The 26723-nt window shown below is 38.3% G+C and carries 23 protein-coding genes and 1 tRNA gene; 11 read left to right on the top strand and 13 right to left on the bottom strand.

Features of this window, described 5'->3' with window-relative positions; all coding sequences use genetic code 11:
* Positions 1–105: 105 nt before the first annotated feature.
* Positions 106–1284 carry a dTDP-4-amino-4,6-dideoxygalactose transaminase gene (gene rffA / locus R2800_05765; protein ID MEZ5016540.1) on the top strand — a complete coding sequence of 393 codons (1179 nt, stop codon included), beginning with the start codon at positions 106–108 and terminating at the stop codon, positions 1282–1284.
* 10 nt (positions 1285–1294) lie between these two features.
* Positions 1295–1729 carry an FKBP-type peptidyl-prolyl cis-trans isomerase gene (locus tag R2800_05760; GenBank protein ID MEZ5016539.1) on the top strand — a complete coding sequence of 145 codons (435 nt, stop codon included), beginning with the start codon at positions 1295–1297 and terminating at the stop codon, positions 1727–1729.
* Between the two features lie 102 nt (positions 1730–1831).
* Here the strand turns inward: R2800_05760 and R2800_05755 are convergent, their stop codons facing one another.
* Both R2800_05755 and R2800_05750 read right to left on the bottom strand, forming a co-directional pair.
* Positions 1832–2941, bottom strand: coding sequence for an endonuclease/exonuclease/phosphatase family protein (locus R2800_05755; GenBank protein MEZ5016538.1), 1110 nt, complete (start codon positions 2939–2941; stop codon positions 1832–1834).
* A gap of 108 nt (positions 2942–3049) precedes the next feature.
* A complete protein-coding gene (locus R2800_05750; protein MEZ5016537.1) occupies positions 3050–5446 on the bottom strand; it encodes a thiamine pyrophosphate-dependent enzyme in 2397 nt (798 codons plus the stop codon).
* 159 nt (positions 5447–5605) lie between these two features.
* On the opposite strand from R2800_05750, the gene R2800_05745 reads away from it, so the two are divergent.
* Complete coding sequence (locus R2800_05745) at positions 5606–6673, top strand: hypothetical protein (protein ID MEZ5016536.1); 1068 nt, start codon at positions 5606–5608, stop codon at positions 6671–6673.
* Here the strand turns inward: R2800_05745 and R2800_05740 are convergent.
* Positions 6670–7581 (bottom strand): EamA family transporter, encoded by a 912-nt coding sequence (locus R2800_05740; GenBank protein MEZ5016535.1) that lies wholly within the window; start codon positions 7579–7581, stop codon positions 6670–6672. The genes R2800_05745 and R2800_05740 overlap by 4 nt on opposite strands.
* A 146-nt stretch (positions 7582–7727) precedes the next feature.
* Between R2800_05740 and R2800_05735 the strand changes: the two genes are divergently transcribed.
* Entirely contained in the window at positions 7728–9140 is a 1413-nt protein-coding gene (locus R2800_05735; protein MEZ5016534.1) for an arginine decarboxylase, read from the top strand.
* Between the two features lie 51 nt (positions 9141–9191).
* Here R2800_05735 and R2800_05730 read toward each other — a convergent pair whose 3' ends face one another.
* The 3 genes from R2800_05730 to R2800_05720 all read right to left on the bottom strand — a co-directional run bounded on the left by R2800_05730 (position 9192) and on the right by R2800_05720 (position 12204).
* Positions 9192–9629 (bottom strand): Hsp20/alpha crystallin family protein, encoded by a 438-nt coding sequence (locus R2800_05730; protein MEZ5016533.1) that lies wholly within the window; start codon positions 9627–9629, stop codon positions 9192–9194.
* Between the two features lie 355 nt (positions 9630–9984).
* Complete coding sequence (locus tag R2800_05725) at positions 9985–10857, bottom strand: SDR family oxidoreductase (GenBank protein MEZ5016532.1); 873 nt, start codon at positions 10855–10857, stop codon at positions 9985–9987.
* Between the two features lie 81 nt (positions 10858–10938).
* A complete protein-coding gene (locus R2800_05720; GenBank protein MEZ5016531.1) occupies positions 10939–12204 on the bottom strand; it encodes an aminotransferase class I/II-fold pyridoxal phosphate-dependent enzyme in 1266 nt (421 codons plus the stop codon).
* Between the two features lie 125 nt (positions 12205–12329).
* On the opposite strand from R2800_05720, the gene pafA reads away from it, so the two are divergent.
* A complete protein-coding gene (gene pafA / locus R2800_05715) occupies positions 12330–13964 on the top strand; it encodes an alkaline phosphatase PafA (GenBank protein MEZ5016530.1) in 1635 nt (544 codons plus the stop codon).
* Here the strand turns inward: pafA and R2800_05710 are convergent.
* The 3 genes from R2800_05710 to R2800_05700 form a co-directional block, all read right to left on the bottom strand.
* Entirely contained in the window at positions 13961–14647 is a 687-nt protein-coding gene (locus R2800_05710) for an NlpC/P60 family protein (protein MEZ5016529.1), read from the bottom strand. The two genes, pafA and R2800_05710, sit on opposite strands and share 4 nt — an antisense overlap.
* Positions 14648–14747: 100 nt before the next feature.
* The gene (locus tag R2800_05705) at positions 14748–15272 is read right to left on the bottom strand and encodes a hypothetical protein (protein MEZ5016528.1); all 525 of its coding nucleotides are present in this window, start codon (positions 15270–15272) and stop codon (positions 14748–14750) included.
* Positions 15273–15394: 122 nt separating this feature from the next.
* Positions 15395–15466 (bottom strand) — tRNA-Met (locus tag R2800_05700).
* A 114-nt stretch (positions 15467–15580) separates the two neighbouring features.
* On the opposite strand from R2800_05700, the gene era reads away from it, so the two are divergent.
* The 5 genes from era (at position 15581) to R2800_05675 (ending at position 20112) form a co-directional block, all read left to right on the top strand.
* Positions 15581–16468 carry a GTPase Era gene (era, locus tag R2800_05695; GenBank protein MEZ5016527.1) on the top strand — a complete coding sequence of 296 codons (888 nt, stop codon included), beginning with the start codon at positions 15581–15583 and terminating at the stop codon, positions 16466–16468.
* Positions 16452–17342, top strand: coding sequence for a pyridoxal-phosphate dependent enzyme (locus R2800_05690; GenBank protein MEZ5016526.1), 891 nt, complete (start codon positions 16452–16454; stop codon positions 17340–17342). Before era ends, R2800_05690 begins: the two co-directional genes overlap by 17 nt.
* A gap of 89 nt (positions 17343–17431) precedes the next feature.
* The gene (locus R2800_05685) at positions 17432–18097 is read left to right on the top strand and encodes a VTT domain-containing protein (protein MEZ5016525.1); all 666 of its coding nucleotides are present in this window, start codon (positions 17432–17434) and stop codon (positions 18095–18097) included.
* A 35-nt stretch (positions 18098–18132) separates the two neighbouring features.
* Positions 18133–19356 carry an MFS transporter gene (locus R2800_05680; GenBank protein MEZ5016524.1) on the top strand — a complete coding sequence of 408 codons (1224 nt, stop codon included), beginning with the start codon at positions 18133–18135 and terminating at the stop codon, positions 19354–19356.
* A 168-nt stretch (positions 19357–19524) separates the two neighbouring features.
* Positions 19525–20112, top strand: a complete 588-nt coding sequence (locus tag R2800_05675) for a thioredoxin family protein (protein MEZ5016523.1) — start codon at positions 19525–19527, stop codon at positions 20110–20112.
* Between the two features lie 33 nt (positions 20113–20145).
* Here R2800_05675 and mqnE read toward each other — a convergent pair whose 3' ends face one another.
* The 4 genes from mqnE to R2800_05655 form a co-directional block, all read right to left on the bottom strand.
* The gene (gene mqnE / locus R2800_05670) at positions 20146–21300 is read right to left on the bottom strand and encodes an aminofutalosine synthase MqnE (GenBank protein MEZ5016522.1); all 1155 of its coding nucleotides are present in this window, start codon (positions 21298–21300) and stop codon (positions 20146–20148) included.
* On the bottom strand, positions 21297–22652 hold the full coding sequence (locus R2800_05665) for a zinc-dependent metalloprotease (GenBank protein MEZ5016521.1): 1356 nt from the start codon (positions 22650–22652) through the stop codon (positions 21297–21299). Before R2800_05665 ends, mqnE begins: the two co-directional genes overlap by 4 nt.
* A 50-nt stretch (positions 22653–22702) precedes the next feature.
* The gene (locus R2800_05660) at positions 22703–23317 is read right to left on the bottom strand and encodes a DUF151 domain-containing protein (protein MEZ5016520.1); all 615 of its coding nucleotides are present in this window, start codon (positions 23315–23317) and stop codon (positions 22703–22705) included.
* A 66-nt stretch (positions 23318–23383) separates the two neighbouring features.
* Positions 23384–25894, bottom strand: coding sequence for a DNA gyrase/topoisomerase IV subunit A (locus R2800_05655; protein MEZ5016519.1), 2511 nt, complete (start codon positions 25892–25894; stop codon positions 23384–23386).
* Positions 25895–26088: 194 nt separating this feature from the next.
* Here R2800_05655 and R2800_05650 point away from each other — a divergent pair, with 194 nt between their 5' ends.
* The gene (locus tag R2800_05650) at positions 26089–26685 is read left to right on the top strand and encodes a hypothetical protein (protein MEZ5016518.1); all 597 of its coding nucleotides are present in this window, start codon (positions 26089–26091) and stop codon (positions 26683–26685) included.
* Positions 26686–26723: the final 38 nt, after the last annotated feature.

Here is a 26723-nt window from a genome sequence, read left to right as displayed (position 1 = left end):
GCTAATAGTTGTGCAAAAAAATAACTGAATAATTTTAATGAGCATATGCTTATTATATTTATATTCAGTTGTTTAATTTTGAGCGACTAACTTATTAGCTAACACATGCCTAACTTGCAAGCTGATAGAACAGCGTCTACATTGTCTGTTCCTTTCAATGTTCCCTACCTTACAGGAAAAGAAGAATATTATATAAAAGATGTGCTGCGTAGTTTGAAACTATGTGGTAATGGTGAATATACTAGGAAGTGTCACCAGTTTTTTACCGATAAATATGGCTTTAAAGCTTGTTTTCTGACAACATCTTGTACAGATGCTCTTGAAATGGCTGCCATATTAATTGATCTGAAACCAGGAGATGAGGTGATAATGCCATCATATACTTTTGTGTCATCTGCTAATCCTTTCATTTTGCGAGGTGCAAAAGTGATGTTCATGGATAGTAGGGCAGACCACCCTGGTATGGATGAGGATAAAATAGAAGAGTTAATAACGCCCAATACTAAAGCAATAGTAGCGGTACACTATGCAGGTGTGGCTTGTGATATGGATAAGATAATGGCAATTGCTCAAAAGCATGATCTTATAGTGATAGAAGATGCTGCTCAAGCTATTGACTCTTATTATAAAGGCAGGCCTTTGGGGTCCATTGGTCATATGGCGGCGTTATCTTTTCACGAGACTAAAAATATAAGTAGTGGAGAGGGGGGTATGTTGGTAGTAAATGATGACCAATTTATAGAACGAGCCGAGATAATTAGAGAAAAAGGTACGGATAGAACCAAGTTTTTACGAGGGGAAGTGAATAAATATGGATGGGTTGAGGTAGGTTCTTCATTTTTACCGTCAGAGCTTATAGCAGGATTTTTATATGCACAGCTAGAAGAGCTAGAGGATATACAGGTTAAAAGAATGGCTATTTGGAATAGGTATTATGAAGAGCTTAAAATGCTTGCTGATATGGGCAAGTTTCAGCTGCCTTTTGTGCCCGAATATGCCACAGTCAATGGACACTTGTTTGGATTGATAATGCCTGACTATAAAGAGCAGAAAGCACTAAGACTTTTTTTGAAAGAGAGAGGGGTGAGTGCTGTTTTTCATTATAATCCACTTCATAGGTCAGACTACTACAAAGACAAGCATCATGGTGAGGCGCTGCCAAATTGTGATAGATATGATGACTGTTTGCTAAGACTACCGTTATTTGCAGGTATGACAAGCGAGCAGCAGGACTATGTTATAGCATGTATAAAAGAATATTATGAACAAAAACTAAGTAAATAAAATAATAAATATGGGAATTGCAGATAGACTAAAAGCCTTAAGAGACGAAACGTCTAATAAAAACCTTGAAGAGGGTAAGGCTTTCTTAGCAGAAAATGGTAAACGTGATGAAGTCATTGTTTTAGAAAGTGGTTTACAGTATGAGGTGCTCAATGAGGGCGATGGCGATAAGCCGACGGAGTTTAATAAAGTTACTTGCCATTATCACGGCACATTAATTAATGGTACAGTATTCGATAGTTCTGTACAAAGAGGACAGCCCGCATCTTTTCCATTAAATATGGTGATCAAAGGCTGGACAGAGGGCGTGCAGTTAATGTCTGTAGGTAGTAAATATAGGTTTTTTATCCCTCATGATCTTGCTTACGGTGACCGTCATGTAAGTGCTGAGATAGGCCCTAATAGTACCTTGATATTTGACGTAGAGCTTCTTGGTATCAATTAATTAAACTAGCAAACTCCTTTCAAGTAAAGGAGTTTGCTAGATATCCACCAAAGGAAGAAGAGTATAGTCTGTTTTCTACTTAATGGCTATTTATAGCAAATATTAGCTCTTCATTCTTTCTTCTAAGTATCGTTGAGAGAAGTCTGTATCAAATTCTACCCACATAGGTAGATGATCAGACATTTGATGTGTGCGCCATTGTCTATACCAGCTCATAGTAGGAGCTTTAGTGCCTTTTTTTACGGATTCCATTGCTTTTAAGTAAAGCTTGTAGTCTTCGTCTGTATTAGTATATACATGATTGAAAAAGTCAAATATACCGGCATCGGTTACTACCGCATTGCCATATTTATTGTTATAAACAATTTGGTCGTAGAACTTATCCTTATTTACATTAGAGCCGTGTAGGTTCTCCTTTTCTATCTGAGCAGGTATGATGAAGTCTGTTTTATGGGTTAGTGCTTTAAAGGTTTCATCTTGTCGGTCAATTATATTGAAATCGCCTAGTAGTATAAAGTTTTGTCTATCCCAATAGTCCTTGTCGCTGCTGTACTCGTTTTCGGTTTTAGCTCTTTTTTTAAAGAATAGAGCTACGTCATGTATTTCTTTTGTTCTATCAGTAAGGTCTTTTGCGTCGCCAAAGAGTATATGCACGGTGCATAAGTAAAACTTAAACCACCCTGACTGAAAGGAGACCAGATAAGGGGTGCGCCAAAATTGAGCAACAGGTTCATAAACAGTTTTTCCGTTCTTTTTGACAGTGTTACCGTTACTGTCTTTTTTTATTTTTGGTGGTATTACGATCTCTCCCGCTACTGAAGTGAATTGTACTTTTCGTTTATCATAGATGTATGCCATGCGCTCTCCATTACCTCTGCTACCTTCGGTAATATCTGACACCAGATAATCCCAATGGTTGCCTAAGATGCGCATTACTTTTTTTAAAGGATCCAGACTGCCTTTTATTTCTTGTACTGCTACCATGTCAAAAGAAGAGATGACCTCGGCAATATAATAGAAGCTCTCCTCTAGTCTGTTGCCATATTTGTTGCCGTCAAACTCTCTGATGTTCCATGTAGCAAGTAGAAAGTTTTTATCTGTAGTTTTTTGAGGTATAGATTTTAGCCCTTCTTTCAGAGAGAATAGTTTTTCAACTACGTTTTTTCTGTTGGAATCAAATTTCTTCCAACGTATTCCAGAATAGTTTGGCATGGTTAAGTGGTTTAGTTACTTGTAAGATATATATCCTTTTTTCATAAAACAATAAAGCCTCACAAAAGTGAGGCTTTATTTATGTGTGTATATTTTATTTTTATCTATTTACTCTGCCATCATTTCTTCAATAATAGCTGTTATGCTTTCTGCATTTGGTTTAGAGAAGTAGTCTCCGTCAGTAGCATAAGCAGGACGGTGTGCTTTTGCAGTAATTGTACGTGGAGCAACATCCAGCCATTTGTATCCACCTTGTTTTTCCATAACGTGTTGGAACATATAAGCAGTTGCACCTCCCGGAACATCTTCGTCTATAAATACTATACGGTTGGTCTTTTTAAGAGACTCTAGTATGATATGGTCAACGTCAAAAGGTAATAGTGTTTGTACGTCTACCACTTCACAGCTTATGCCTTTAGGTTCTAAATAGTTTACAATAGCCTCTTCAATAACTCTCAATGTAGAACCATAAGAAACGATGGTAACGTCTTCACCTGCTCTTATTATTTCAGGCTTACCTAAAGGAACAGTGTAAGTGCCTAGGTTCTCAGGAAGCTGCTCTTTTAAACGGTATCCATTCAAGCATTCTACTACAATCGCAGGTTCGTCACTTTGTAGTAATGTGGTATACATACCTGCTGCTTGTGTCATGTTTCTAGGTACACATAGATACATGCCCCTAATGCTGTTCAGGATCATGCCCATTGGCGAGCCACTATGCCATACGCCTTCCAGTCTGTGTCCGCGTGTGCGAACGATTAATGGACATTTTTGCCCGCCACGAGTACGGTATTGCATTGTTGCAACATCATCGCTCAATGGTTGTAGACCATATAGTAGATAGTCTAAGTACTGTATTTCGGCAATTGGTCTTAATCCACGCATTGCCATACCCAGCCCTTGTCCTATAATTGTTGCTTCGCGAATGCCAGTGTCGGATATACGAAGTGCACCATATTTTTCTTGTAGCCCTGCAAAACCTTGGTTTACGTCACCAATTTTACCAAGATCTTCCCCAAAGGCAAAAACAGCAGGGTTGTTAGCAAAAGTATGGTCGAAGAATTTATTTAATATTTCGTAGCCATTAAGCGTAGGCGCATCAGCAGCATAGGTAGCAGGTACTGTAGCTACACTCATAGCATTATATTTCGACGCTGAATGTAAATGAGAAGAGAAGTTGTCTTCATTCTCCTGAATCAAAGAGTCGCAATAATTACGCAAATTTCTAGCAGCTTCAGAGTTTCCAGTAGAAAGTGCTGCCACCTTTTGTAAGGTTTGGATAACATCTTTTCTGATTGGCTCCTTAATTGCTGCAAGGCTTTGAGAAAGCTCTGCTACAGCTGTAGCATTAGCACCACCTTCATAAACTATTTGGTTACATAGGTTGGTTGCTTGTGTTATTTGCTGTTTTATAGGAGTGATGAAGCTTTCCCATGCTTTTTGTTTAGCAGTTCTGGCTTCTTGTTTTGCCTGTTTTTCCTGCTCGTCCAATTCTTCCTCTGTAGAGATGTTGTTCTCTAATATGAAAGAGCGCATTTTGACAATGCAATCCATTTCTTTTTCCCACTCCAGTCTGTCTTTAGACTTGTAACGCTCGTGTGAACCCGATGTAGAGTGCCCTTGAGGCTGTGTTACTTCCTGTACGTGGAATATTGTTGGTATATGAGTTTCTCTAGTTTTCGCAATTCCCCTCTTGAAGGTATCTACAAGGCTAGGGTAGTCCCAACCTTTTACTTTATAGATATTAAGTCCACCTTTATTATCATCCCATTGCATACCTGCTAAGGCATCAGAGATAGAGTTTTTAGTAGTTTGATATTTTCTAGGTACAGAAATTCCATATCCGTCGTCCCAAACGAAAATAGCAAGAGGCACTTGTAGTACACCAGCAGCATTCACGGTTTCCCAGAACAAGCCTTCAGATGTTGAAGCATCTCCAATGGTACAGAAAACAACTTCATCACCATTTTTACTGAATTTTTCAAACCCTTCACTCAGCTCACTCACATTACGAAACATCTTGGAAGCAAAAGCTAAACCCAGAGAACGCACCATTTGTCCTGCTGTAGGAGATATGTCGCTTGAAGATTGAGGGGCATCAGTAAGATTTTTCCATTCTCCTTGTTCATCCAGCCATCTTGTTCCGTAGTGACCGTTCATCATTCTGCCGGCAGATGATGGCTCGTGGTTAATATCCGGATTGGCATATAACTGTGCGAAGAACTTTTCTATATCACTCATGCCGGTGGCAAACATCAATGTTTGGTCGCGATAGTAGCCCGAACGAATATCACCAGGTTGCATGCACTTAGCAGCAGCTATTTGTGCCAGCTCTTTACCGTCGCCAAATATGCCAAACTTAGCCTTGCCGGTAAGTACTTCTCGACGACCTATAAGGCTCGCCTCACGACTGGCTACGGCTAGGTAATAGTCATGTAGGACCTCTTCTTTGAACTCGTCAAACGATAATCTTGCGTCCTGTTTTATTGTTGCTTGATCCGACATATATTCTAGTTGTCTTAAATTATTGGTTTGCAAAGGTAACTCGGAACATATAATATACAAAAAAGACACTTAAAATCAGTATTAACTATTCTTTTTGCTATAACATTTTAACAATACTGAAATGCTAAACTTAAGATGGTTATTTTTGGTGCTACAGATATGAAAAGGAAATTGATATTGCCTTTTTTGCTTTTGTTTGTTTCCGTAGTTGCTACAGCCCAAACAGATAAGCAAAAAGCCCAAAGTTTAGCACAAACTGCTGTAAAATATATTGATAATAAGGCTTATGATGAGGCTATAAGCTTACTTGAGCAGGCTCATCAATTAGACAGTACAGTATACAGATATAGGTATGAGATGGCTTATGCTTATTATTTGAAGCAAGACTTTAAAAAGTCGTTACAGATAATGGAGCGTTTGGCAGGTAAGGAAGACGTAAATGATAAGGTGTATCAGCTTTTGGGTAACCTGTATGATATGAATGGTGATACGACCATGGCTTTACGGTCTTACAAGGTGGGGTTAAGGAAGTTTCCTAAGTCAGGGTTGTTGTATGCTGAATATGGTAATTTTTATTACGACCATAGGGACTATAACAGGGCTTTAGCCTATTATGAAAGGGGTATAGAAGTAGCTCCCAATTATCCTACCAACTACTTTAGAGCAGCTATCCTTTTTCTTTCCTCTCAAGAAGAGATATGGGGAATGATATATGGCGAACTGTTTATCAATCTGGAGCCTAACACAGATAGAACAAAGCAAATAAGTGCTATGCTTTATGAGACTTATTTGAATGAAATGGAGATAACTTCAGATAGCACAATGGCTGTTAGTTTTTCTAAAGATGCCACTTTGGTAAATGGTCATTTGCCATTTGCACATAAAGTATATGAACCCTTATTGCTGTTAAGTGTAGTGGAAGAGAAGAAATTGAATATGGAGGCCATATGTCGTATTAGAAAGCGCTTTATTGAAGGTTATTATGAGAAGGGTTATGACAAAGAATATGATAATGTATTGTTCAGCTATCAGAAGAAAGTGTTGGATGCTGGACATTTTGATGCCTACAGTCACTGGGTTTTAATATCGGGCGATAAGCAGGAGTTCAATGTATGGTACGACAAGCACAAAGACGAGCTGAATGCTTATGCTAAATGGCTTGGAGATAATAGATTGGAGATCAACAATAAAAACGCATTTATTAGACAAAAGCTTGAAAAGCCCTAATCGATACCGTTTTTCTCTACGATATAGCCGGGAGATACCTTTTTAGGTTTGCGTATTAGGTAAAGCATTTGTAGTACTACAGAGCTGAGTATCAATAGCATTCCTACATAGAACTTTATGTCTAGGTCTTTATGCTCACCAAAGAATAAAAAGGCCAGTAAGATACCGTACACGGGTTCCATATTTACACTCAAAGTAGAGGTGAATGCACTTATGTGTTTCAATGCATTAAGTGCTAATGATTGAGACCATACCGTGCAGCAAAGGCTTAGTATGACCAGCCATAACCAATCGCTTGTTTCTGGTATTAAGGCAACATCTGGTGTGTACCATACCATAAAAGGAATTAGTAGAGTAAGCATGGCCCAGCCTGCGGTCATTTCGTAAAATACCATAGTGCGGGCAGGGTATTTCGTGGCTATCTTCTTGTTTAGCACCACAAACCAAGAAGATAGCATAGCGGCAATAATGCCTAGGATGATGCCTTTCCAATACAGCTGTTGGAACTGGTAGATAAAGTAAACGCCTATAATGGTGATAATGCTGAGAATAAATTCCTTGTAGTTGTGCTTGCCTTTATTAACAAAGGGGTCGAGTAGGGAAGTGAATATACTTGCCGTAGATAGGCAAACCAATGCTACCGAAATACTGGAGTATTTTATAGAGCCATAAAAGGCTACCCAATGTAGCCCCATCAAGCAACCGATCCATATAAGCCTCCATTTGTCTTTTTTGCTTACGGGTACCCATTCTTTTCTATAAAAAAGAATAACCGCAACGAAGATGGCCGTAAGTAGCATTCTGTACCATACCAATACTGGTGCACTTAAAGAAATAGTCTTGCCAAGTACGCCTGTAAAGCCCCAAAGCAATACGGCTAGGTGCATCTGTATTAGTGCCTTCTTCATCAGAGTGCAAACATAATCTAAATGCAGATTGGGAGTATTATTTTACTATGTTTTTATATTTTCAAAGGCTATATCAATCAACATAAAAAGTTACATTTGTACCTTACAAATAGTAGTATACACACACAAACATTTGTTACTGTTACATGAACAATACGTACACTGATCTTGTAAAACAGACATTCGATTTTCCTCAAGAAGGTTTTGAAGTAGTCGATGATTATCTACAGTTCAATGATGTGGATGTCAAGAAGTTAATAGATAAATACGGAACGCCGTTCAAGCTAACCTATTTGCCCAAAATTGGTATGCAGATAGCAAAGTCAAAAAAGCTTTTTGCTGATGCTATAAAGCGTTATAACTATGAAGGTGAATACTGTTACTGTTATTGTACCAAGAGTTCGCACTTCTCTTTTATCGTAGAAGAAACGCTGAAGCATAATGTGCATTTAGAGACTTCTTTTGCTTATGATATTGAGATCATTAAGAAGCTTTATGCCAGAAAGAAGATAACTAAGGATACTTATATCATATGTAATGGTTTTAAAACCAGACCATATACCAGAAATATTGCTAAACTCATCAACGATGGGTTTAAAAATGTAATTCCTGTATTAGATAATAAACGTGAGTTTGAAGATTATGAGAAGTCGATTAAATCAGATAGTCCTGTAAGTATAGGAATAAGGATAGCAACAGAAGAGGAGCCTAAGTTCGACTTCTATACTTCTCGTTTGGGTATAAGAAAGCAAGATATACTGGAGTTTTATATAGACAAGATCAAAGGGAATGATAAGTTTAGCTTAAAGATGCTCCACTTCTTTATGAATACAGGTATTAGGGATGATATCTACTACTGGAGTGAGCTGAATAAGGTATTGACCTTGTATTGCCAGCTTAAAAAGATATGCCCTGAGTTGAATGGGCTTAATTTAGGTGGCGGTTTCCCTATCAAGCACTCTTTGGGTTTCGATTACGATTATAAGTATATGGTCAACCAGATCGTATCTACGATAAAGAAGGTTTGTAAGAAAAATAAAGTAGACATGCCTGATATCTATACAGAGTTTGGCTCGTTTACTGTAGGGGAGAGTGGTGCTGTAATATATAGTGTGCTGGACGAGAAAGTACAGAATGATAGAGAGATATGGTATATGATCGATAGTAGTTTTATTACTACACTACCTGATACTTGGGGTATAGGAGAAAAGTTTTTAATGCTGCCAATTAATAAGTGGAGTAATGAATATCAAGAGGTGCATTTAGGAGGGCTCACCTGCGATAGTCATGATTTCTATACGTCTGAGGAGCATATTAATGCAGTTTTCTTACCCAAGACCGATAAGGAAAAGGGGCAGGAGCCATTGTATGTTGGTTTCTTTCATACCGGAGCTTATCAAGATCAATTGTCGGGTTATGGTGGTATCAAGCATTGCATGGTGCCTTCTCCTAAGCATATTGTCGTGGAAAGGGATGAGAAAGGGAAATTGGTAGACTGGTTGTATGCAAAAGAACAGTCGCCTCAAAGTATGTTGAAGTTATTAGGATACAATAAATAATAAAGGCGAGCTTTATGCTCGCCTTTTCTGTTATATCAACCCCTATCAAACTTAGCCTACACTTATCTCTTTTACTTCTGCGATTATATTTTCCTTTTTAGGTAATGTTATTTTTAATATGCCATCATTGTAAGTGGCGCTGATGTTTGCTGCGTTTACTTTTTCGCTTAATGAAAAGCTTCTCTTGAAAGAGCGGAACTGGTATTCGTTACGCAATACCTTGTCTGTGTTTTCTTCTTTAGCTTCTTCGTGGGTGAAGGAAATGTATAATACATCCTTTTCTACCTTTATCTTAAAGTCTTCTTTTTTAAGCCCTGGTGCCACTAGATCAAGAACGTATGCGGTTTCAGTTTCTTTGATATTAGCCGGTGCTGTTGTATTACTCCAGTTATCGTCATAAAAGACGTTGCCAAAATTGTTTTTAAAAGCATTTTCAAAGAATCCGCCTAAAGTTGGTGTTGCTACTCTGTTGGTTTTGTGATTATACATAATGTAAGTTTTTAAGTTTTTTAAAATTTGAATACACTTTGTATTAATCAAACTGAATACCAACTATAAAATTAGTGACTTTTTGTCTTTTCTAGGTGATATGTACTGACAAAATGTCTTTTTGTGTGATTTTTTGTAAATGCTTAAGACAGATTATAGGTGGAGTATGTCAATAAATAATCTTATTGATTAATATGTAGATTGACTTATGAATAGTAACGTAGAAATTCGTACATATAACAGAAAAAATAATTTTCTTATACGAAAGCTTTTTCAGATATTTGTCATACTTACGATGGGTTAGTAAGTACAGTCCTAATCCCAGCTATACGTAGCTGGGATTTTTTTGTGCCTATTATTGTAGTAGCTCTTTCATATAGCTATCTATATTTCCAAATAGCATATCAGGGTATTCTCTATTGAATTTCATTGTTATGAAACCACCCTTTAATGGTCTGTTAGCAGGTTGGTTTAGTTCTTCCGTATTCATAGGTATCAGTTCGTACTCCGCATTTGGGAAGTATTGTATTACTCTAAGAGCTAGTTCAATACGGTTCATATAGTCTGTGCCACCTATGTGGTAGATTCCAGACTTATTATCTCTTAGTAATACAAACATGGCGCGTGCGATATCCCAAGCATTGGTAGGGCAGGCATACTGATCGTAGGGCAGTTTTAGTGTTAGTTTGTTGTTGTTGATACATTGTTCTGCTATTCTCGCTACAAAGTTTTTTCCTCTGGCTTCATTGCCGTATACATTCGTAATACGAAGAATTAGTGTATCTGGTATTGTGTTTAATACTATATGCTCTGCTTCTAGTTTATGCTTGCCGTATATGCTTACCGGGTTAGTAGTTTGGTCTTCAGTATAAGGACCTTCCTTCCCGTCAAAAACATAATCGGTAGATATGTATACAAAGCGTGCATTGCATTTCTTAGCAATAGAGGCGAGGTTGATAGTGCTTTGCACTGTTTTTTGGTAGCTCTCTTCTATGTTAGTTTCGCAATAGTCTACATGAGTTAATGCGCCACAATGTACTATCACATCAGGGTTGTATTGTTCTATATCAAAATTGTCTTTATGTTCTAGGTCAAGCGTATTGTAGAAAACTGTATTGGGTACTTCGTAGGAGAAGTAGGAGCCAACTACGTCCCATCCTTTTTCTGTAAAATGCTTTTGACAATTGCTGCCCAGTAGTCCTGATGCGCCTGCTATAAAAACTTTCATGTATAACTATTTGTGTGTGGTGTGCAAAAATACAAAAGCCACCTTAAAGAAAGGTGGCTTTGCTTATAATGTATAGATACCTTAAACGGTTGTTGCAGGTTCTTCTGTTTTTACCGGTGGATATTCTTTTGGATATTCTTTATTGAACAGTTTGTCTCTTACCGCAGAGAATGCAGCTAATGTGATATCAATATCTTCATCTGTGTGAACAGCTGTAGGAATCAATCTTAGCATAATTACATCCTTAGGTACAATTGGGTATACCACTACAGAACAGAAAACATTGTAGTTCTCACGTAGATCATAGATAAGCTGAGTCGCTTCAAACAAGTCTCCACTAAGTAATACAGGTGTTACAGGAGAGTTGGTAGTGCCTGTATTAAAGCCTTGCTCTTTTAAACCATTTCTAAGACGGTTTACATTATGCCAAAGCTTAGCTTTTAGTTCAGGCTTAGTACGTAGTAGCTCAAGACGCTTCATATTACCAACTACTAATGGTAGTGGTAATGATTTAGCAAACATTTGAGAACGGGTATTGTAACGTAGATACTTTAAAACTTTTTTATCACCGGCAAGGAATGCGCCGATGCTTGCCATCGATTTAGCAAATGTAGAGAAGTAAATATCGATACCTTCAATACAGTCTTGCTCTTCACCAACGCCTGAGCCATTTGCACCTATCGTTCCGAAGCCATGAGCATCGTCTATGAATAGTTTGAATTCGTATTTCTCTTTTAAAGCAACCAGTTCTTTAACTCTTCCTTGGTTGCCCGACATGCCAAATACACCTTCAGAAATAACTAAGATGCCGCCACCAGTCTCTTCCGCTAGTTTAGTAGCTCTTTTTAGTTGCTTCTCACAATCTTCAACGTCATTGTGTTTGAAAACATAACGCTTACCTGCGTGAAGTCTCACACCATCTAAGATACATGCGTGAGATTCTGCATCATAAACTATAATATCTCTACGGTTGCATATACAATCAATTGCAGAAACCATACCTTGGTAGCCATAGTTAAGCAACATGGCATCTTCCTTACCGACAAAATCGGCAAGTTGAGCTTCAAGCTGCTCATGTAGGGTAGTATTACCACTCATCATACGAGCTCCCATTGGTGATGCCAAGCCATATTGAGCTGCAGCATCAGCATCAGCTTTGCGTACTTCAGGATGATTTGCAAGACCTAGATAGTTATTCAAGCTCCATACAATTCTCTCCTTGCCCTGAAATACCATACGGTTGCTGATCTCTCCTTCTAGTTTAGGGAAAGAGTAATAACCAGGTACTTCATCCGCATGTTTTCCAATTGGGCCTAAGTCTTTGTCAAATTTGGCAAATAAATCCATAAATAACAGATAGTTGAAATTTTGTAATAAAATTGGTAATCCAATAAAATATCCGCAAAATTAATGAAAATATTATTCCATTATAATTTTATAATGTCCATTTTTGCTTTAAGAAGTTAAAATTTATGAAGTATTTAGGCTGGTTTGTAGTATTTGTTCTGTTGGTTTCTCCTGTATTTGCCCAAAAGACTAAGCAGGTAGAACGCCCTAAATTAGTAGTAGGCCTAGTAGTAGACCAAATGAGATGGGACTACTTATATAGATATTATGATAGGTATTCAGATAAGGGCTTTAAACGATTGATGAATAAAGGATATGCTTGCCAAAATACAATAATCAACTATATTCCAACAGCTACAGGTCCTGGTCATGCTTCTGTGTATACAGGTTCTGTTCCTGCGATACATGGAATAGCTTCAAATAGTTGGATAGAAGTTAAGACGGGCAAGCAATGGTATTGTGTTGAAGATCCATCTGTTACATCGGTTGGCGGAAGTGATAAAGCAGGTAAGATGAGTCCTAGAAACTTGAATACTACTACTGTTGGCGATGAGTTGCGCCTATCTACCAATAAGCGTTCAAAGGTATTTGGTGTAGGTATTAAGGATAGGGGGAGCATACTGCCCGCTGGGCACACGGCAAATGGAGCTTTTTGGTTTGATGATAGTACGGGTAATTTCATGACCAGTAGCTTTTATATGGAAGCGTTACCCGATTGGCTAAATCAATTTAATAATAAAAGATTGGCTGATAAATATATAAAACAGCCTTGGCAGCTTTTATATGATAAGGCAACTTATACTAATAGCTTGCCTGATGATAATGCTTATGAAGGCACTTTTCTTATGGAGAAAAGCCCAATCTTCCCGCACAAATTGTATGAGGGTAAGCAGAGTAATTATAAGTTTTTAAGATATATGCCAGCTGGCAATACCATCACTTTAGACCTGGCTGAGGCTTGTATCATTGGAGAGCAATTAGGCAAGGATGATAATACAGATATGCTATGTATTACTTTATCATCGACTGACTATGCAGGTCATAATTATGCGCCTGATGCTATGGAAATGGAGGATATGTTCTTGAGGCTTGATCTTGACATAGCGACCTTTTTAGATAAGTTGGATGATCTGGTAGGAGCTGGGAATTATACTATTTTCCTAACAGCAGACCATGGTGCTGTACGAAACTCAATGTATTTAAATAGTCTGAAAATACCTTCGGGCAATAAGTTAGAATATAACTCTAGTGTAGAGCTTAATCATTTTTTAGTTGAGCAGTTTAAAGTTGCAGGTTTAGTAAAAGCCATTAGCTCTTATCAGGTGTACTATAATGAAGAGAAGATAAAAGCAAATCAGCTTGATAGAGCTAAAGTAAAAGAAGCTACAGTAGCTTATTTGTTGGAGCACGAAGGTGTTGCTACAATAATTGACTTGGAAGAGCTAGATGCATTGACTATACCTGAACCTATAAGAACAATGATCGTCAATAGTCATTATCCGAAAAGGAATGGTGCATTGCTTGTATTGTTGAGGCCAGGCTGGTATAGTGGTTATGGTAAAACAGGAACTACGCACGGCTCTTGGGCACCATACGACAGCCATGTACCATTGTTGTGGTATGGCTGGGGTATAAATAAAGGGGTGAGTTATAAGACTGTAAATATTACAGATATTGCAGCTACATTATCCTCTCTTTTGCATATTCAGATGCCTAATGGAAATGTAGGTCAAGTAATAGAAGGGGTAATCGAAAATTAATCCATATTGGCAGCTACTTTGCCAGCACCAGCATATCTTCGTTGCCAGTAGTCTTCAGTAATATTGCTGATCATGATTCCGCCACTGGTAGAGGCATGAACGAAATAGTTATTAGCAAGGTAGATGCCTACATGCGATATTCTTCTACCTCTAGTTTTGAAGAAGACAAGGTCGCCTTCCAGCAATAGGCTTTTGTCCCAAACCCTGTCGGTCATTTTATATTGTTGATAGCAGGTGCGAACAATATCGGTACAGTATACTTTATCGTATAATCTTTGGGTAAAAGCAGAGCAATCGATACCCGATCGGTCAGTACCGCCATACCTATATCTTACACCGTACCAGTCCTCTATAAATCGGTAAAGAGGGTAGTTAGTAACCTCTTGTGGCATTACCTGCATCTTCTGTGCATATTTCAAGAGTAGAATATCCGTAATATATTGTTGTCGTCTGCCATGTTCGAAGCTTTCTACTACGATCATGTTTATTTTAGAGCTATTATTACCGCCTACTTCTACATTCTTCATAAAACGAGGGGAGCGATAACGAATTGTAGTATTGCTAGATGGTGCTTTTCTTTTATATGAGGAGGAGGTGGTATATTGGCTACTACCGCAACCAATGAGTATTGTACAAGAGAGAATAATTAATGTAAAGGAGAACCCCAGCAAACGGTTCATCATTCCACACATTTTTAATGATTACTACAAATCTAGCGATTTTAGAACAAAAAAGCACACTAAAATAGTGTGCTTTAGTATATATAATTAGGTTTAATGCCTTTTACAGGGCGGTAAGTTCTATTTGGTAAATATGGTTAACGCCATCAATAGTTTCTTGTCTTCTAACCTTTAAAGAACCGTAATCCATATTTTCTATTTCCCACTCAGGGTCGTAGCCTTCTCCACCAAAGTTTTTGAAGTAGATATATCTTAGGTCACTTACCATAGACCAGTTGAAACTTGTGTATGTAGCAGGTGCTGCTGGCTGACCAATAACATTACTGTTTATGGTGGTGTCGCCTCCATTATTTGTAGTGTCTATTGGTGGTGGGGTAGTTGCAGTATCAAAGCAGTTGATAAGACTTTCTTCCCAGCGGCCTTCGCCATTTCTTAAAAAGACATAGTAATTGTCTTGTTCACAAGACTTAATCGCTGTGTATTTACCGTTATCTCTTATGTTTTTTACTCTCCAGTAGCGAGTTACCAAGATCTCACGACGGTTTTTTAGATCGCCATTGATGTCTTTTCTTTTCTCACAAGCAGTAAGCGAGATAATAGCTATGAATACTAATAATATGTTTTTCATATGCTGTGTTTTTTGGGTGCGTTATTTAGTGTTTTGTTTTAATATGTTCGTTTAGTCAAAATAAAAGAGCCACTCTATAATTCTCTCTCTCAAAAAGAATATATAATGTGACTCTCTCTATGTAGCGAGGACAGGGATCGAACCTGTGACCTTCGGGTTATGAGCCCGACGAGCTACCGCTGCTCTACCTCGCGATGTGGATGCAAAGATAGGCAACATAAATGAATAAACAAGCTAAATTGCTATATTTTAGTTATTTAGATGTTATTGCAAAAGATCAGAGCCTTTACATTACTTTTGCACATATTATGCCAAACACACACAAATCGGGCTTTGTCAACATTTTTGGTGCGCCAAATGCAGGAAAATCAACCCTGCTCAACGCACTATTGGGAGAGCAATTGGTGATCACCTCACACAAAGTACAGACCACAAGACATCGTATATTGGGTATTCTTACCGAAGATGATTACCAAATAGTCTTTTCAGATACTCCGGGTATTATAGACCCGCAGTATAAGCTGCATGAAAAGATGATGAAACAGGTGAAAAATGCCTTGGAAGATGCTGATGTTGTGATTCTTATGCATGATATTACTAAACCCATTGAGCAGCTACAAGAGATAGTTGCTGGGCTTAGCATACAAGTGCCGGTTATTTTATTATTGAATAAAGCGGATAAGATAAAAGACGATAAGGCTAAAGCTGAAATACTGGAGACCTTTAAAATGGTATATCCTAATTGGCAAATAGAAATGATATCGGCGTCTAAAAATGAGCATACGGATAAAATAATACCTATGGTATTAGAGCTTCTGCCGGAAGCACCACCATATTACCCTGATGCTAATATGTCTGACAGGCCAGTTCGTTTTTTCGTGAGCGAATTGATACGCCAACAGATATTTGAGCTATACCATGAAGAAATACCATACCACACAGCTGTTATGATACAGTCTTTTGAAGAAAAACCTCACATCACCGTTATAAAAGCGGAGATAGTAGTGAGTAGGGATACACAAAAGATCATCATGATAGGTAAGAAGGGTAGTCTTATAAAACAGCTAGGCATTAACTCTAGAAAACTCATAGAAGAGTTTATTCAGTCAAAAGTACACTTAGAGCTTTTTGTAAAAGTAAGACCGAAGTGGAGGGATAATGATAACTACCTTAAGGAGTATGGATATAATTCCTGATCAACTACCTCGTATACAAGCCTTAAGTAAGAGCTGGGCTCCTACAGTAAGTATAGATATGCTGCGCTTGGACGAGGTGCATCAGGTCATCTCAGGTAATAAATGGTATAAACTCAAGGAAAATATAAAAGCTGCCCTTTCTGCCGGAAATGTCGGGCTAATAACTTTTGGTGGGGCTTACTCTAATCATCTGATCGCTACTGCCGCAGCTGCTAACGCTTATAATATAAGATCGATAGGTATTGTAAGAGGGTTACATGCTGCTGAAAACCTAACAACTACCTTGAAAAGTTGTATTGCTTATGGTATGGAATTGCTCTTTGTATCGAGAGAAGAATATGCTCGCAAGGAAGAAGAGCTTTATTTGAGCCAGTTAAGTGCTAAGTATCCTAATTATATGATAGTTCCTGAAGGTGGTGCTAATCATTATGGCAGATTAGGAGTTACAGCTCTGGCAAAACTCGTTTCTGATGAGTATGATCATATATGTGTATCTGTAGGAACCGGAACTACAATGGCAGGTGTAATAAACGGAGTAGGGGAAAAAACGAAAGTATACGGATATGCACCAATGAAGGGCGGACTATACTTGAAGGAAAGTATGACTAGCTGGGTCGATAACGCTAATTGGCAATTGTTTGATGATTGGCACTTTGGAGGTTTTGGTAAGCACAACCAAGAGCTGGTAGACTTTATGAATGAGTTTTATGTTATAAATGATATTCCCCTTGATATGGTATATACCGCCAAGATGATGTATGGTGTAAAAAAACAGGTAGAAAATGTTGTTTTTCCATCAGGAGCAAAGGTGCTGGCAATACATACAGGTGGGCTGCAAGGTAATTCCAATATTGCCACCAAGCTGGTATATTAATGACGGAGTTAAAGTCTTATATTCGCAAACAATTTTGAAACAGCGCGTTGGCTGTTTTTATTTAATTTGCAGCATAAGTTAAGATATACATGCACGAGCTTTTAGATTTACTGAAGAACCTGATAGACCCTCAATGGATAGGTGCACATGGTGGTATTTACATTGTAATGTTCATCATCTTTGCAGAAACAGGACTCTTTGTTGGTTTCTTTCTTCCCGGCGATTCTCTGTTATTTGTTACAGGAATGATCATCGCCAATTCTCAATTACCATTTGCTAGTGATGCTGCAAATCTGTTTTATTGGATATCGCTTATTATTGTCTGTGGTATTATAGGCAACTTCGTAGGTTATTGGTTTGGTAGAAAATCGGGCGACCTATTATTCAAAAAGAAAGACACCTTGCTCTTCAAGCAAAAGCATTTACATCAAGCTAAAGACTTCTATGATAAGCGTGGAGGAGTGGCCATTATACTAGCTAGATTTCTACCGATAGTAAGAACATTTGCACCAATAATAGGTGGTGTAGTGAAAATGGATTATAAGAAGTTTGCCTTATATAATATTGTAGGTAGTATAGCTTGGGTGTTGAGTATGGTAATGTTGGGTTACCTGCTTGGGGAGAATGTATGGGTAAAAGATAATCTTGAAAAGGTAATTATAGGTATCATATTTGTTACTACAGCGCCTGTATTGTTCAAGATGTTCTTTGGCAAAAAGAAATCTACTACATTAGAGGAAGGTAACGGTGCGTAAACAAGTTTGACGCATGGTATAATACTTTCTTTATAATGGATAAAAATAGAACCGCTTCTTTATTTAGCATCCCTGTTCTTGTTGCTGCATTAGGGTATTTTGTAGATATCTATGATCTGCTACTTTATGGCATAGTTCGTATTGAAAGTCTGGAAAGTTTGGGGCTTAACCCTCAAGAGATAACCGATGTAGGTTTGAAGCTGGCAAGCTGGCAAATGACAGGGCTTTTGATAGGTGGTGTTATTTGGGGTATGATGGGTGATAAGCGAGGAAGACTTAGCGTCCTATTTGGTTCTATCATTTTATACTCTTTAGCCAATGTTGCCAATGGATTGGTAGAAACTACCACACAGTATATTATCGTTCGTTTCATAGCTGGTATAGGTTTGGCAGGTGAGCTTGGTGCTGGTATTACCCTTGTTAGTGAGCTTATTCCTAAAGAAAAAAGAGGAGTAGCAACATCATTAGTTGCCGGGCTGGGTCTTACAGGTGCCGTATTTGCTTATTTTATTGCTCAGTGGTTTGATTGGCGTACTTGTTATTTCATAGGTGGTGCATTGGGCTTTTCTCTATTACTATTAAGGATATCGGTATTTGAGTCAGGTATGTTTACCCAAATGAAAAATTCGGATATCTCTAAGGGTAATTTCCTGATGTTCTTTACTGATAAAGATCGACTGAAACGATACTTGTTGAGTATTCTTATTGGTTTGCCTACATGGTATGTTGTTGGTATTCTATTGTTCTTCTCTAACGATTTTGGTAAAGCATTTGGCATAGCGGAAAAAATAGAGCCAGGCAAAGCGGTTATGTTTGCTTACGTAGCTATTTCTGTAGGAGATGTGGCTATAGGTTTGCTTAGCCAGAAGTTAAAGAGCCGTAAGAAGTCCTTGTATGTTTTTTATGCTATTACAGCGGTAGGCATAATCCTGTATTTCACTCAAGATGGTGGCTCTGCTAATTATATGTATGCTATTAGTGCATTATTAGGTTTTGGTACAGGGTTCTGGGCCATATTTGTGACTATGGCAGCAGAGCAGTTTGGAACAAATCTTAGAGCTACAGCAGCTACTACAATTCCTAATATGGTTCGCGGAGCGCTACCTGCTATCGTATTCCTGTTTACCTCATTACAGGGTAGCTTTACTTTCGTTCAGTCCGGTATTATTACCGGTATTATCATTATGGTTATTAGTATAGTAGCCGTTACTATGATAAAGGAAACTTTCGGTAAAGACCTTAATTTTTACGAGGAATAAGATTGATTATACTGCTACTCTTGTTACACAATAATAGAGTACTTGTGTATACTTTGCAGACGTAATAAAAACTATTTCCTTACAGCTGTATTCCTTATAGCGAGATGATTTATTTCAATCGACTCTATATGTGAAAGCAGCTAGTTTTACATCTGCTAAATCAATATTATGAGTAACGTTTTTAGTAAAGTAGATAAGTATTATAATTATGATGAGTTTGCCACTTTAGTGGAGCAATTAGTTGTTGATGAAAAGACAACTGGTCCTGACCAATCAGAGCGATTAGTTGCTTTTACTAAGTTGAATGCTCAACGAATGAAGCGTGTTATAAAGACAACTAAGTTGAGTGATGAGCTTGTGGATAAGCTGAAAAGCAAGCCAAAGCAGATATGGTGGTTGATAACAGAAGCTTGGTGTGGGGATAGTGCACAAAACTTACCCGTATTTGCCAAGTTAGCGGCAGCTTCCGAGGGTAGCATTGATCTACGCATCCTGCTACGTGATGATAACCCCGAAATAATGGATAATTATTTAACTAATGGAGGGAGGAGTATTCCTAAGTTAGTCGCCCAAAAGGATGGTGAAGATATATTCACTTGGGGGCCTAGACCGCAGCACGGTCAAGATATGCTTAAAGAATGGAAAGCTGATCCTAATGGTAGGTCTCATGATGATTTTGAACAAGACCTACATGCCTGGTATGCTAAAAATAGGGGAGCAGACCTATTGGCAGAAGTAGAAGCATTAATAAAATAAAAAAGAGAGCTAATCGATTAGCTCCCTTTTTTATTATGAGGTTGGTATGTTATCGAATACTTCTATCTCGTTGTAGAGAGTGTCTCGCTCTACCGGTGTTTTGCCAACGGCAGCGATCAGGTCACATATTTCTTCAGTGGTCATAGCAGGGGACTGCTCTTCAGAGCCAGCCATAGAATATATTTTTGTTGTATCGTCTATGGTGCCGTCAAGATCATTTACCCCAAATGACAAGGTCATTTGAGCTGAAGACCTACCCAGCATAGGCCAGTAAGCTTTAAGGTTTTTGAAGTTATCCATAAACAAACGAGCTATAGCATATAAGCGCATGTCTTCTATTATAGAAACCTCAGGGAGGTGTGACATGTCGTTGTCTATGTTTCTAAACTTAAGTGGTATAAAGCAGTTGAATCCACCTGTTTTATCCTGCAAGTCACGCAGCTGGCTCATATGATCTACACGCTGTTTGTAGTTCTCTATATGTCCGTAAAGCATGGTAGCATTAGAGTGCATCCCCAACTCATGCGCAGTTTGGTGTATTTCCAGCCAGCCTTTAGCATCTACTTTATCAGGACATATTTCATCTCTTACAGCCTGATCAAAAATTTCAGCACCGCCACCCGGTAAAGACTGCAAGCCTGCATCACGCATTTGAGTCAATCCTTCTTTTACGCTCACTTTGGCTTTTCTAAACATATAGTCTAGCTCCACAGCGGTGAACCCTTTGATGTGCAATTCTGGTCGTAAGGCCTTTATCTTGCTGATCACCTCACAGAAGAACTCTAAGTTCATCTTAGGGTGTACACCTCCTACTATATGTACTTCAGTAACAGGTTTGTCGTCAAACTTTCTTACCATGTCAAGCATTTCTTCAATGCTCAATTCCCAGCCGTCGTCTCTATGTTTGTACTGTCTAGAATAAGAGCAGAAGTTGCACGTGAACACACAAACATTAGTAGGTTCTATATGGAAGTTTCTATTGAAGTATACTTTGTTACCATGTAGTCTTTGAGTGACATGGTTTGCTAAAGCGCCTACAAAAGGTAGTTCCCCTTTTTCAAAAAGCAAAACGCCCTCCTCGTCGGTTAGGCGTTTACTTTCAATGACTTTTTTAGCAATATTTTTTAACTGACTATCTAAATCTGATTGGTTTAGAATCTCTTCCAGATTAAAGTCTGTATTTATCATTGTACGATTACTTTTTTCGATATTATACCTGCATCAAAACCAAGCTGCAAAACATATACACCTTTAGGTGCATTAGTTAGATCTACAGAGTAGTTAGCTTTTTGTTCTGTAACAACAATTTTTTCTACCAACTGACCTGTAATGTTTAAAACGTTAATGTATTGCAGGTTATTAGTTTGCTCTATAAAGTTGATGTTAACTACACCATTTGATGGGTTTGGAGCAATGCTGAATGTATTGTCTCTTTCTATGCTAGAGATAGAAGTAGGCCATGTCATTACATCACCGTTTAGTGTAAGACCATAAGAAGCACCTCCGGGAGCTATCTGTGCACGCATACGTTCTACTTGACCTTTTGTAAACATGATAGTACATGCATCACCTGTATAGTCCATGTAGTTCATATACATTTCACCACCTACATGAGGGTTATTACTACAGTTAGCTTTAACGCCTGTAGGGCATACAGATTGGTTGGCATCTTCTTGACGTGGTGTATCCCCAACATCGTCGTCATCTAAACAGTTTCCTGATCCCACAGCAGTGTTACCCCAAATATGGTTCAGGTTAAAGAAGTGCCCTAACTCATGTACAAGAGTTCTACTTCTTCTTGCCACTTGGCTTACAAAGTATTGGTTAGGAGATCCGTCAGGTACTCCGATAGCACCATAATGTATAACGGCACCTTGATATCTTAATGGTATTTGTAACTGTTGTGTAAACTGTGGGCTATAAGCATAACCTAAAAGACCTGTAGTAGTAAGGTTGGTAACCCAAACATTTAGGTATTGATTATGATCCCATGCATCTAGTCCACCACCGTTTGTATTCTTTACATTGTTGTCTGAAGCACTATATCCTGTAAAATTGGCTGGTTTAACCAGTATTTCAATACCAGTAGTACCTGTGCCGTCAGGCATTCTGTGTGCCAAGCCAAAATTCATCTCGGCATTGCCTATCAGTGATTTAAATGCAGTAGGCACATTGTTTATATCAATATTAGTAGCATTAAAGTCACTGTTAAGCACAGTTATTTGTTGCTGAACACGCTTGTATATACCAGCTTGACCACCAATTTGGTCTATTTGCGCTTGTGATAGTACGAAGTGAAATACAACGGGTATAGAAACATTACCTGTTGTTTTATTAGCACTTTTTGCTCTAGCAGCACTATATGCTCTTACTTCTTCATTTACCTGTGCTCTGTATTCCTCAAAAGCTTTTTGTTTAATAGGATCTTTGGCTATCTCTTCCAAGATGATCTCATTACCACATTTTTTGTTTTGTGCGTGTATTGTATTCCCCCACAACACCAAGCTGCCTAGTGCAGCAACGACCAGCGATTTTCTCATTTAAAAGTTTCTAAATAGTTTAATTAATATTGATTTATGTAAGGGGGCAATCATTTCTTAGTTCTACTGTTTATTTCATCTCTTATAGTTATTGCTCTTACATAGTCTTCTTGTTCCAGTACTTGTTGCAGAAGAGTGTTTAGTTCTTCTAAAGACATGCTTTGCAATTCCTTATTTTGTTCTGCGGGTGCTATGGCAGCTGCAGATACTGGGTTGTCTATAGATTTATCAACTGCATCTTGATTCTCTTCAGACGGATCTAAGTATAAGCCGGCTGCATCAAGTATGTTCTCAAAAGTGAATATTTTACAATCAGCCCTCACTGCCAAGGCTAGTGCGTCTGATGTTCTAGAGTCTATTTCTACGCTTTCACCGTCTCTATCACAAATAAGTTTAGCAAAAAATATGCCTTCTTCTAATTTGTAAATCACTACTTCCGACAATGTTATGTTAAAGGTAGTCATGAAGTTAGCGAATAGGTCATGTGTTAATGGCCTACTTGGTTGCATTCTTTCCAAGGCTACTGCTATGGCTTGCGCTTCAAAACCTCCAATAACAATCGGTAAACGACGGAGACCATTAAGCTCTCCTAAGACAACGGCATATGAATGGGTCTGGGTTATACTATGAGATAGCGCTACAATTTCCAGTTCGATCTTTTTCATTTAATGTATTCGTCTTTCAGACCAGTAAGGCACGTGAAGTTAGTACATTTCTGCCACTTTTCGTTATCAAAATAGCGTTGGCGGCTTCTCCTTGCCTTCTTCATCCTTTTCTATAACGGAAAGCTCTTTTAGCGTATTGTCTGCTATTTTAGTACCAATGGTCTTCCAGCCCGTTATGTCAATTTGCTCATATAGGTCAAATACCTCTTCTTCCAGTTCTGATTTTTTCTTGCCCGATTTAAGTAATAGAGAAGGTTCTTGCTCTGTTGTGACAAATTCTAGGTAGTTTCCTTCCCCTTCTTTTATAACACTATATCTATTTTTTAGGGTTTGCGTTTCTATTAAGAAGCGCTTAGCATAGAAATATTTCGATTTTTTATCAAAATATACCGCACTAACCACCTTTTTAGGGTCAAAACGTTCGATCCTTATTACCTCTTCTGGTTCGTATCTGTTAGTTAGTTCAAAATCGGTTAACTCGTAGGTGCCGTCTTTATAGAAAACCAGCACTCTATCATTTTCCTCAAAAGAACCTAATAGCATACCACGCTCTTCTTTATTCAATCTTCCCACTACATCATTATACCATATTTTTTGACCTGCAAGGGTAGAGCGTCCTTTTTCTTTAAACCTTGTACTCTTGATCGGATATTTAGTTACTTGGTTTCCTCCTGCACCTCTACCTTTTATTTCCAACTCTTCAAAGTAGTAGTCAAAAACTTTATTCCTAGCCTTACTGCCTGGAGATAAGGTAATGGTTATCACTTCTGCCTCACCATTAGGATTGGCACTAAAATGATGCACCTTACTCATAGGGTTGCCCTTAGTAAGATCGTACTCTTTGTCTCGGGTAATGCTCGTTACGTTAAAACGTTTGGCATAACTAATACCTGTTTTGCCATCTACATACAACATATTATATGTAGTACGTTCATCGTTCTTATTAAATACAGCAACGTGAATGATATTTTTACCAACAAAGGTTTTATCCGTCACTTTGGTCACTTGCATTTTACCATCTTTTCTAAATACGATGATATTGTCGAGGTCAGAGCATTCAAAAGCAAACTCATCTTTCTTTAAGCTGGTGCCGATAAACCCTTCTTTGCTATTGACATATAGTTTGGTATTGGCAATAGCAACATTGGTTACCTGTATCGTTTCAAAAGGTCTGATCTCTGTTTTACGTTCACGTCCTTTGCCATATTTCTTTAGTAACCCTTCGTAATAGTTAATGGCGTAATCTGTAAGGTGTTCAATGTTATATTTTACTTCGTCAATATTAGCTTCAACACCTTTGATATGTTCATCTGCTTTAAAGGAGTCGAACTTAGAAATCCTTTTGATCTTTATTTCTGTAAGGCGAATGATATCGTCTTGAGTTACTGCTCTGCGTAACTTCTTTTTGAATGGCTTTAAGCCATTGTCAATAGCTGTCAAAACTCCTTCCCAGGTGGTCTCTTCCTCTATATCTCTATATATCCTGTTTTCTATAAATATTTTTTCGAGAGAAGAGTAGTGCCAGTCGTTCTCCAGCTCACCAAGCTTTATTTCCAACTCTTTAAGCAGAAGAGATTTGGTATGTTCTACCGATGATTTTAATAACTCCGTAGCACCTATAAAACGAGGTTTGTCTTCAACAATAACGCAAGCATTTGGAGATATGGACACCTCGCAGTCTGTAAACGCATAAAGTGCATCAACTGCTTGGCCGGTGTCCAAACCAGCTCCTAGCTGTACGATCAGTTCAATGTCTTTTGCGGTATTATCCGTTACACTTTTTACTTTGATCTTGCCGTTATCATTAGCCTTGATGATGCTATCCGCCAGTTGCGATGTGGTTACTCCATAGGGAACGCTTCTTATGGCTAATGTCTTTTTATCTACTATTTCTATTACAGCACGCACTCTTACCTTGCCACCACGTTTACCGTCGTTGTAGTTGCTGACATCTATCATGCCACCTGTTGCAAAGTCAGGGTAGAGCTCAAATTTTCTGCCTTTCAGGTTTTTGATAGAAGCTTCGATCAGCTCACAGAAGTTGTGCGGTAATATTTTGGTGGAAAGACCTACAGCGATACCTTCAGCCCCTTGTGCCAGCAGAAGAGGGAATTTCATTGGTAAGGAAACCGGCTCATTCTTACGGCCATCGTAGCTTAGTTGCCAATTGGTAGTTTTAGGGTTGAAGGCTACCTCTAAAGCAAATTTAGACAGGCGTCCTTCTATATAACGTGCAGCAGCAGCACTATCCCCAGTTCTTATATCTCCCCAGTTACCTTGTGTTTCTATCAGTAGGTCTTTTTGACCCAAGTTTACTATTGCATCTCCTATAGAAGCATCACCATGAGGGTGGTATTGCATTGTTTGACCGATAACGTTAGCGATCTTGTTGAATCGTCCGTCATCCATTTCCTTCATGGCGTGTAATATCCGTCTTTGCACGGGCTTTACTCCGTCGCTAACAGCCGGTACGGCACGCTCTAATATCACATAGCTGGCATAGTCTAAAAACCAGCTCTCATACATTTGATTGATTAATACAGAATTGTGTTCAGCATGATTGCTTTGTTCCGTCATCTATTGTGTCTTCTGTTATTTTAGTTGAAATGTTTGGATTATCTCTTCTGTGAAAGAATCATATAAAGTTAATCATTTGGATAGTCATGTAAAACAGTTGTTGACTATTATATGGCTATTTGAGTAAACAATACCGTGTTCAGGGTATTTTATTTAGTGTAACTTGTATTTACTTTGTATCAAATATGAAATTTATGAAAATTATAAAATCAACAGTACTACTGATGTTGCTATCAGTATTGACTGTAAACGCCCAGAAAATAAAAGTGACCAACGGTAGCCTAGGGGTGCTGAAAGGTGTGGATAAAATAAACATTGAGTATGACTATGAAGGGATGATGATCGGTAAAAAGAAATCGGAAGGAGAGTACATTAAAGAGAAAAAAGCGGCTTACAATAAGAAAGAAGAGGGTAGAGGTGAGCAATGGGAAAAAGCATGGGTTGCTGATAGGGCAGGTCGTTATCAACCTCATTTCGAAGAGCTATTTAATAAAGTGAGCGGTAAAACTGTAGGAGACTTTCCTGATGCTAAGTATACTATGGTTGTAAAAACTACTCGTACTGAGCCGGGGTTCAATATTCATATTCAGAGAAAAAATGCAGAAATAGACCTTATGATCTCAATTGTAGAAACAGCTAATAGAGATAGTAAGAAGGCCGAGGTTACTTTAATAAAAGCTCCGGGTCGTTCGGCAGGAGGGTATGATTATGATAGTGGTGTGCGCATAGAAGAAGCTTATGAAATGGCGGGCAAGGCTTTTGGTAAGTATGTGAAGAAACAAGCCAAATAAAGACTTCCATTATAGGTAACAAAAAAGCAGTGCAAAAT

It is taken from the genome of Flavipsychrobacter sp. (assembly GCA_041392855.1).
Lineage (GTDB): Bacteria > Bacteroidota > Bacteroidia > Chitinophagales > Chitinophagaceae > UBA5543.
This window is presented reverse-complemented; position numbering and strand designations above follow the sequence as displayed.

What these genes read in the sequence shown, in the direction of transcription:
- R2800_05655 (MEZ5016519.1), bottom strand. Translation starts at nt 25,894, where the DNA reads ATGACGGAACAAAGCAATCATGCTGAACACAATTCTGTATTAATCAAT.
- mqnE (MEZ5016522.1), bottom strand. Translation starts at nt 21,300, where the DNA reads ATGATAAATACAGACTTTAATCTGGAAGAGATTCTAAACCAATCAGAT.
- R2800_05755 (MEZ5016538.1), bottom strand. Translation starts at nt 2,941, where the DNA reads ATGCCAAACTATTCTGGAATACGTTGGAAGAAATTTGATTCCAACAGA.
- rffA (MEZ5016540.1), top strand. Translation starts at nt 106, where the DNA reads ATGCCTAACTTGCAAGCTGATAGAACAGCGTCTACATTGTCTGTTCCT.
- R2800_05675 (MEZ5016523.1), top strand. Translation starts at nt 19,525, where the DNA reads ATGAGTAACGTTTTTAGTAAAGTAGATAAGTATTATAATTATGATGAG.
- R2800_05760 (MEZ5016539.1), top strand. Translation starts at nt 1,295, where the DNA reads ATGGGAATTGCAGATAGACTAAAAGCCTTAAGAGACGAAACGTCTAAT.
- R2800_05660 (MEZ5016520.1), bottom strand. Translation starts at nt 23,317, where the DNA reads ATGAAAAAGATCGAACTGGAAATTGTAGCGCTATCTCATAGTATAACC.
- R2800_05730 (MEZ5016533.1), bottom strand. Translation starts at nt 9,629, where the DNA reads ATGTATAATCACAAAACCAACAGAGTAGCAACACCAACTTTAGGCGGA.
- R2800_05750 (MEZ5016537.1), bottom strand. Translation starts at nt 5,446, where the DNA reads ATGTCGGATCAAGCAACAATAAAACAGGACGCAAGATTATCGTTTGAC.
- R2800_05740 (MEZ5016535.1), bottom strand. Translation starts at nt 7,581, where the DNA reads ATGAAGAAGGCACTAATACAGATGCACCTAGCCGTATTGCTTTGGGGC.
- R2800_05690 (MEZ5016526.1), top strand. Translation starts at nt 16,452, where the DNA reads ATGGATATAATTCCTGATCAACTACCTCGTATACAAGCCTTAAGTAAG.
- R2800_05710 (MEZ5016529.1), bottom strand. Translation starts at nt 14,647, where the DNA reads ATGATGAACCGTTTGCTGGGGTTCTCCTTTACATTAATTATTCTCTCT.
- pafA (MEZ5016530.1), top strand. Translation starts at nt 12,330, where the DNA reads ATGAAGTATTTAGGCTGGTTTGTAGTATTTGTTCTGTTGGTTTCTCCT.
- R2800_05685 (MEZ5016525.1), top strand. Translation starts at nt 17,432, where the DNA reads ATGCACGAGCTTTTAGATTTACTGAAGAACCTGATAGACCCTCAATGG.
- R2800_05720 (MEZ5016531.1), bottom strand. Translation starts at nt 12,204, where the DNA reads ATGGATTTATTTGCCAAATTTGACAAAGACTTAGGCCCAATTGGAAAA.
- R2800_05680 (MEZ5016524.1), top strand. Translation starts at nt 18,133, where the DNA reads ATGGATAAAAATAGAACCGCTTCTTTATTTAGCATCCCTGTTCTTGTT.
- R2800_05650 (MEZ5016518.1), top strand. Translation starts at nt 26,089, where the DNA reads ATGAAAATTATAAAATCAACAGTACTACTGATGTTGCTATCAGTATTG.
- R2800_05735 (MEZ5016534.1), top strand. Translation starts at nt 7,728, where the DNA reads ATGAACAATACGTACACTGATCTTGTAAAACAGACATTCGATTTTCCT.
- R2800_05665 (MEZ5016521.1), bottom strand. Translation starts at nt 22,652, where the DNA reads ATGAGAAAATCGCTGGTCGTTGCTGCACTAGGCAGCTTGGTGTTGTGG.
- R2800_05725 (MEZ5016532.1), bottom strand. Translation starts at nt 10,857, where the DNA reads ATGAAAGTTTTTATAGCAGGCGCATCAGGACTACTGGGCAGCAATTGT.
- R2800_05745 (MEZ5016536.1), top strand. Translation starts at nt 5,606, where the DNA reads ATGAAAAGGAAATTGATATTGCCTTTTTTGCTTTTGTTTGTTTCCGTA.
- R2800_05705 (MEZ5016528.1), bottom strand. Translation starts at nt 15,272, where the DNA reads ATGAAAAACATATTATTAGTATTCATAGCTATTATCTCGCTTACTGCT.
- era (MEZ5016527.1), top strand. Translation starts at nt 15,581, where the DNA reads ATGCCAAACACACACAAATCGGGCTTTGTCAACATTTTTGGTGCGCCA.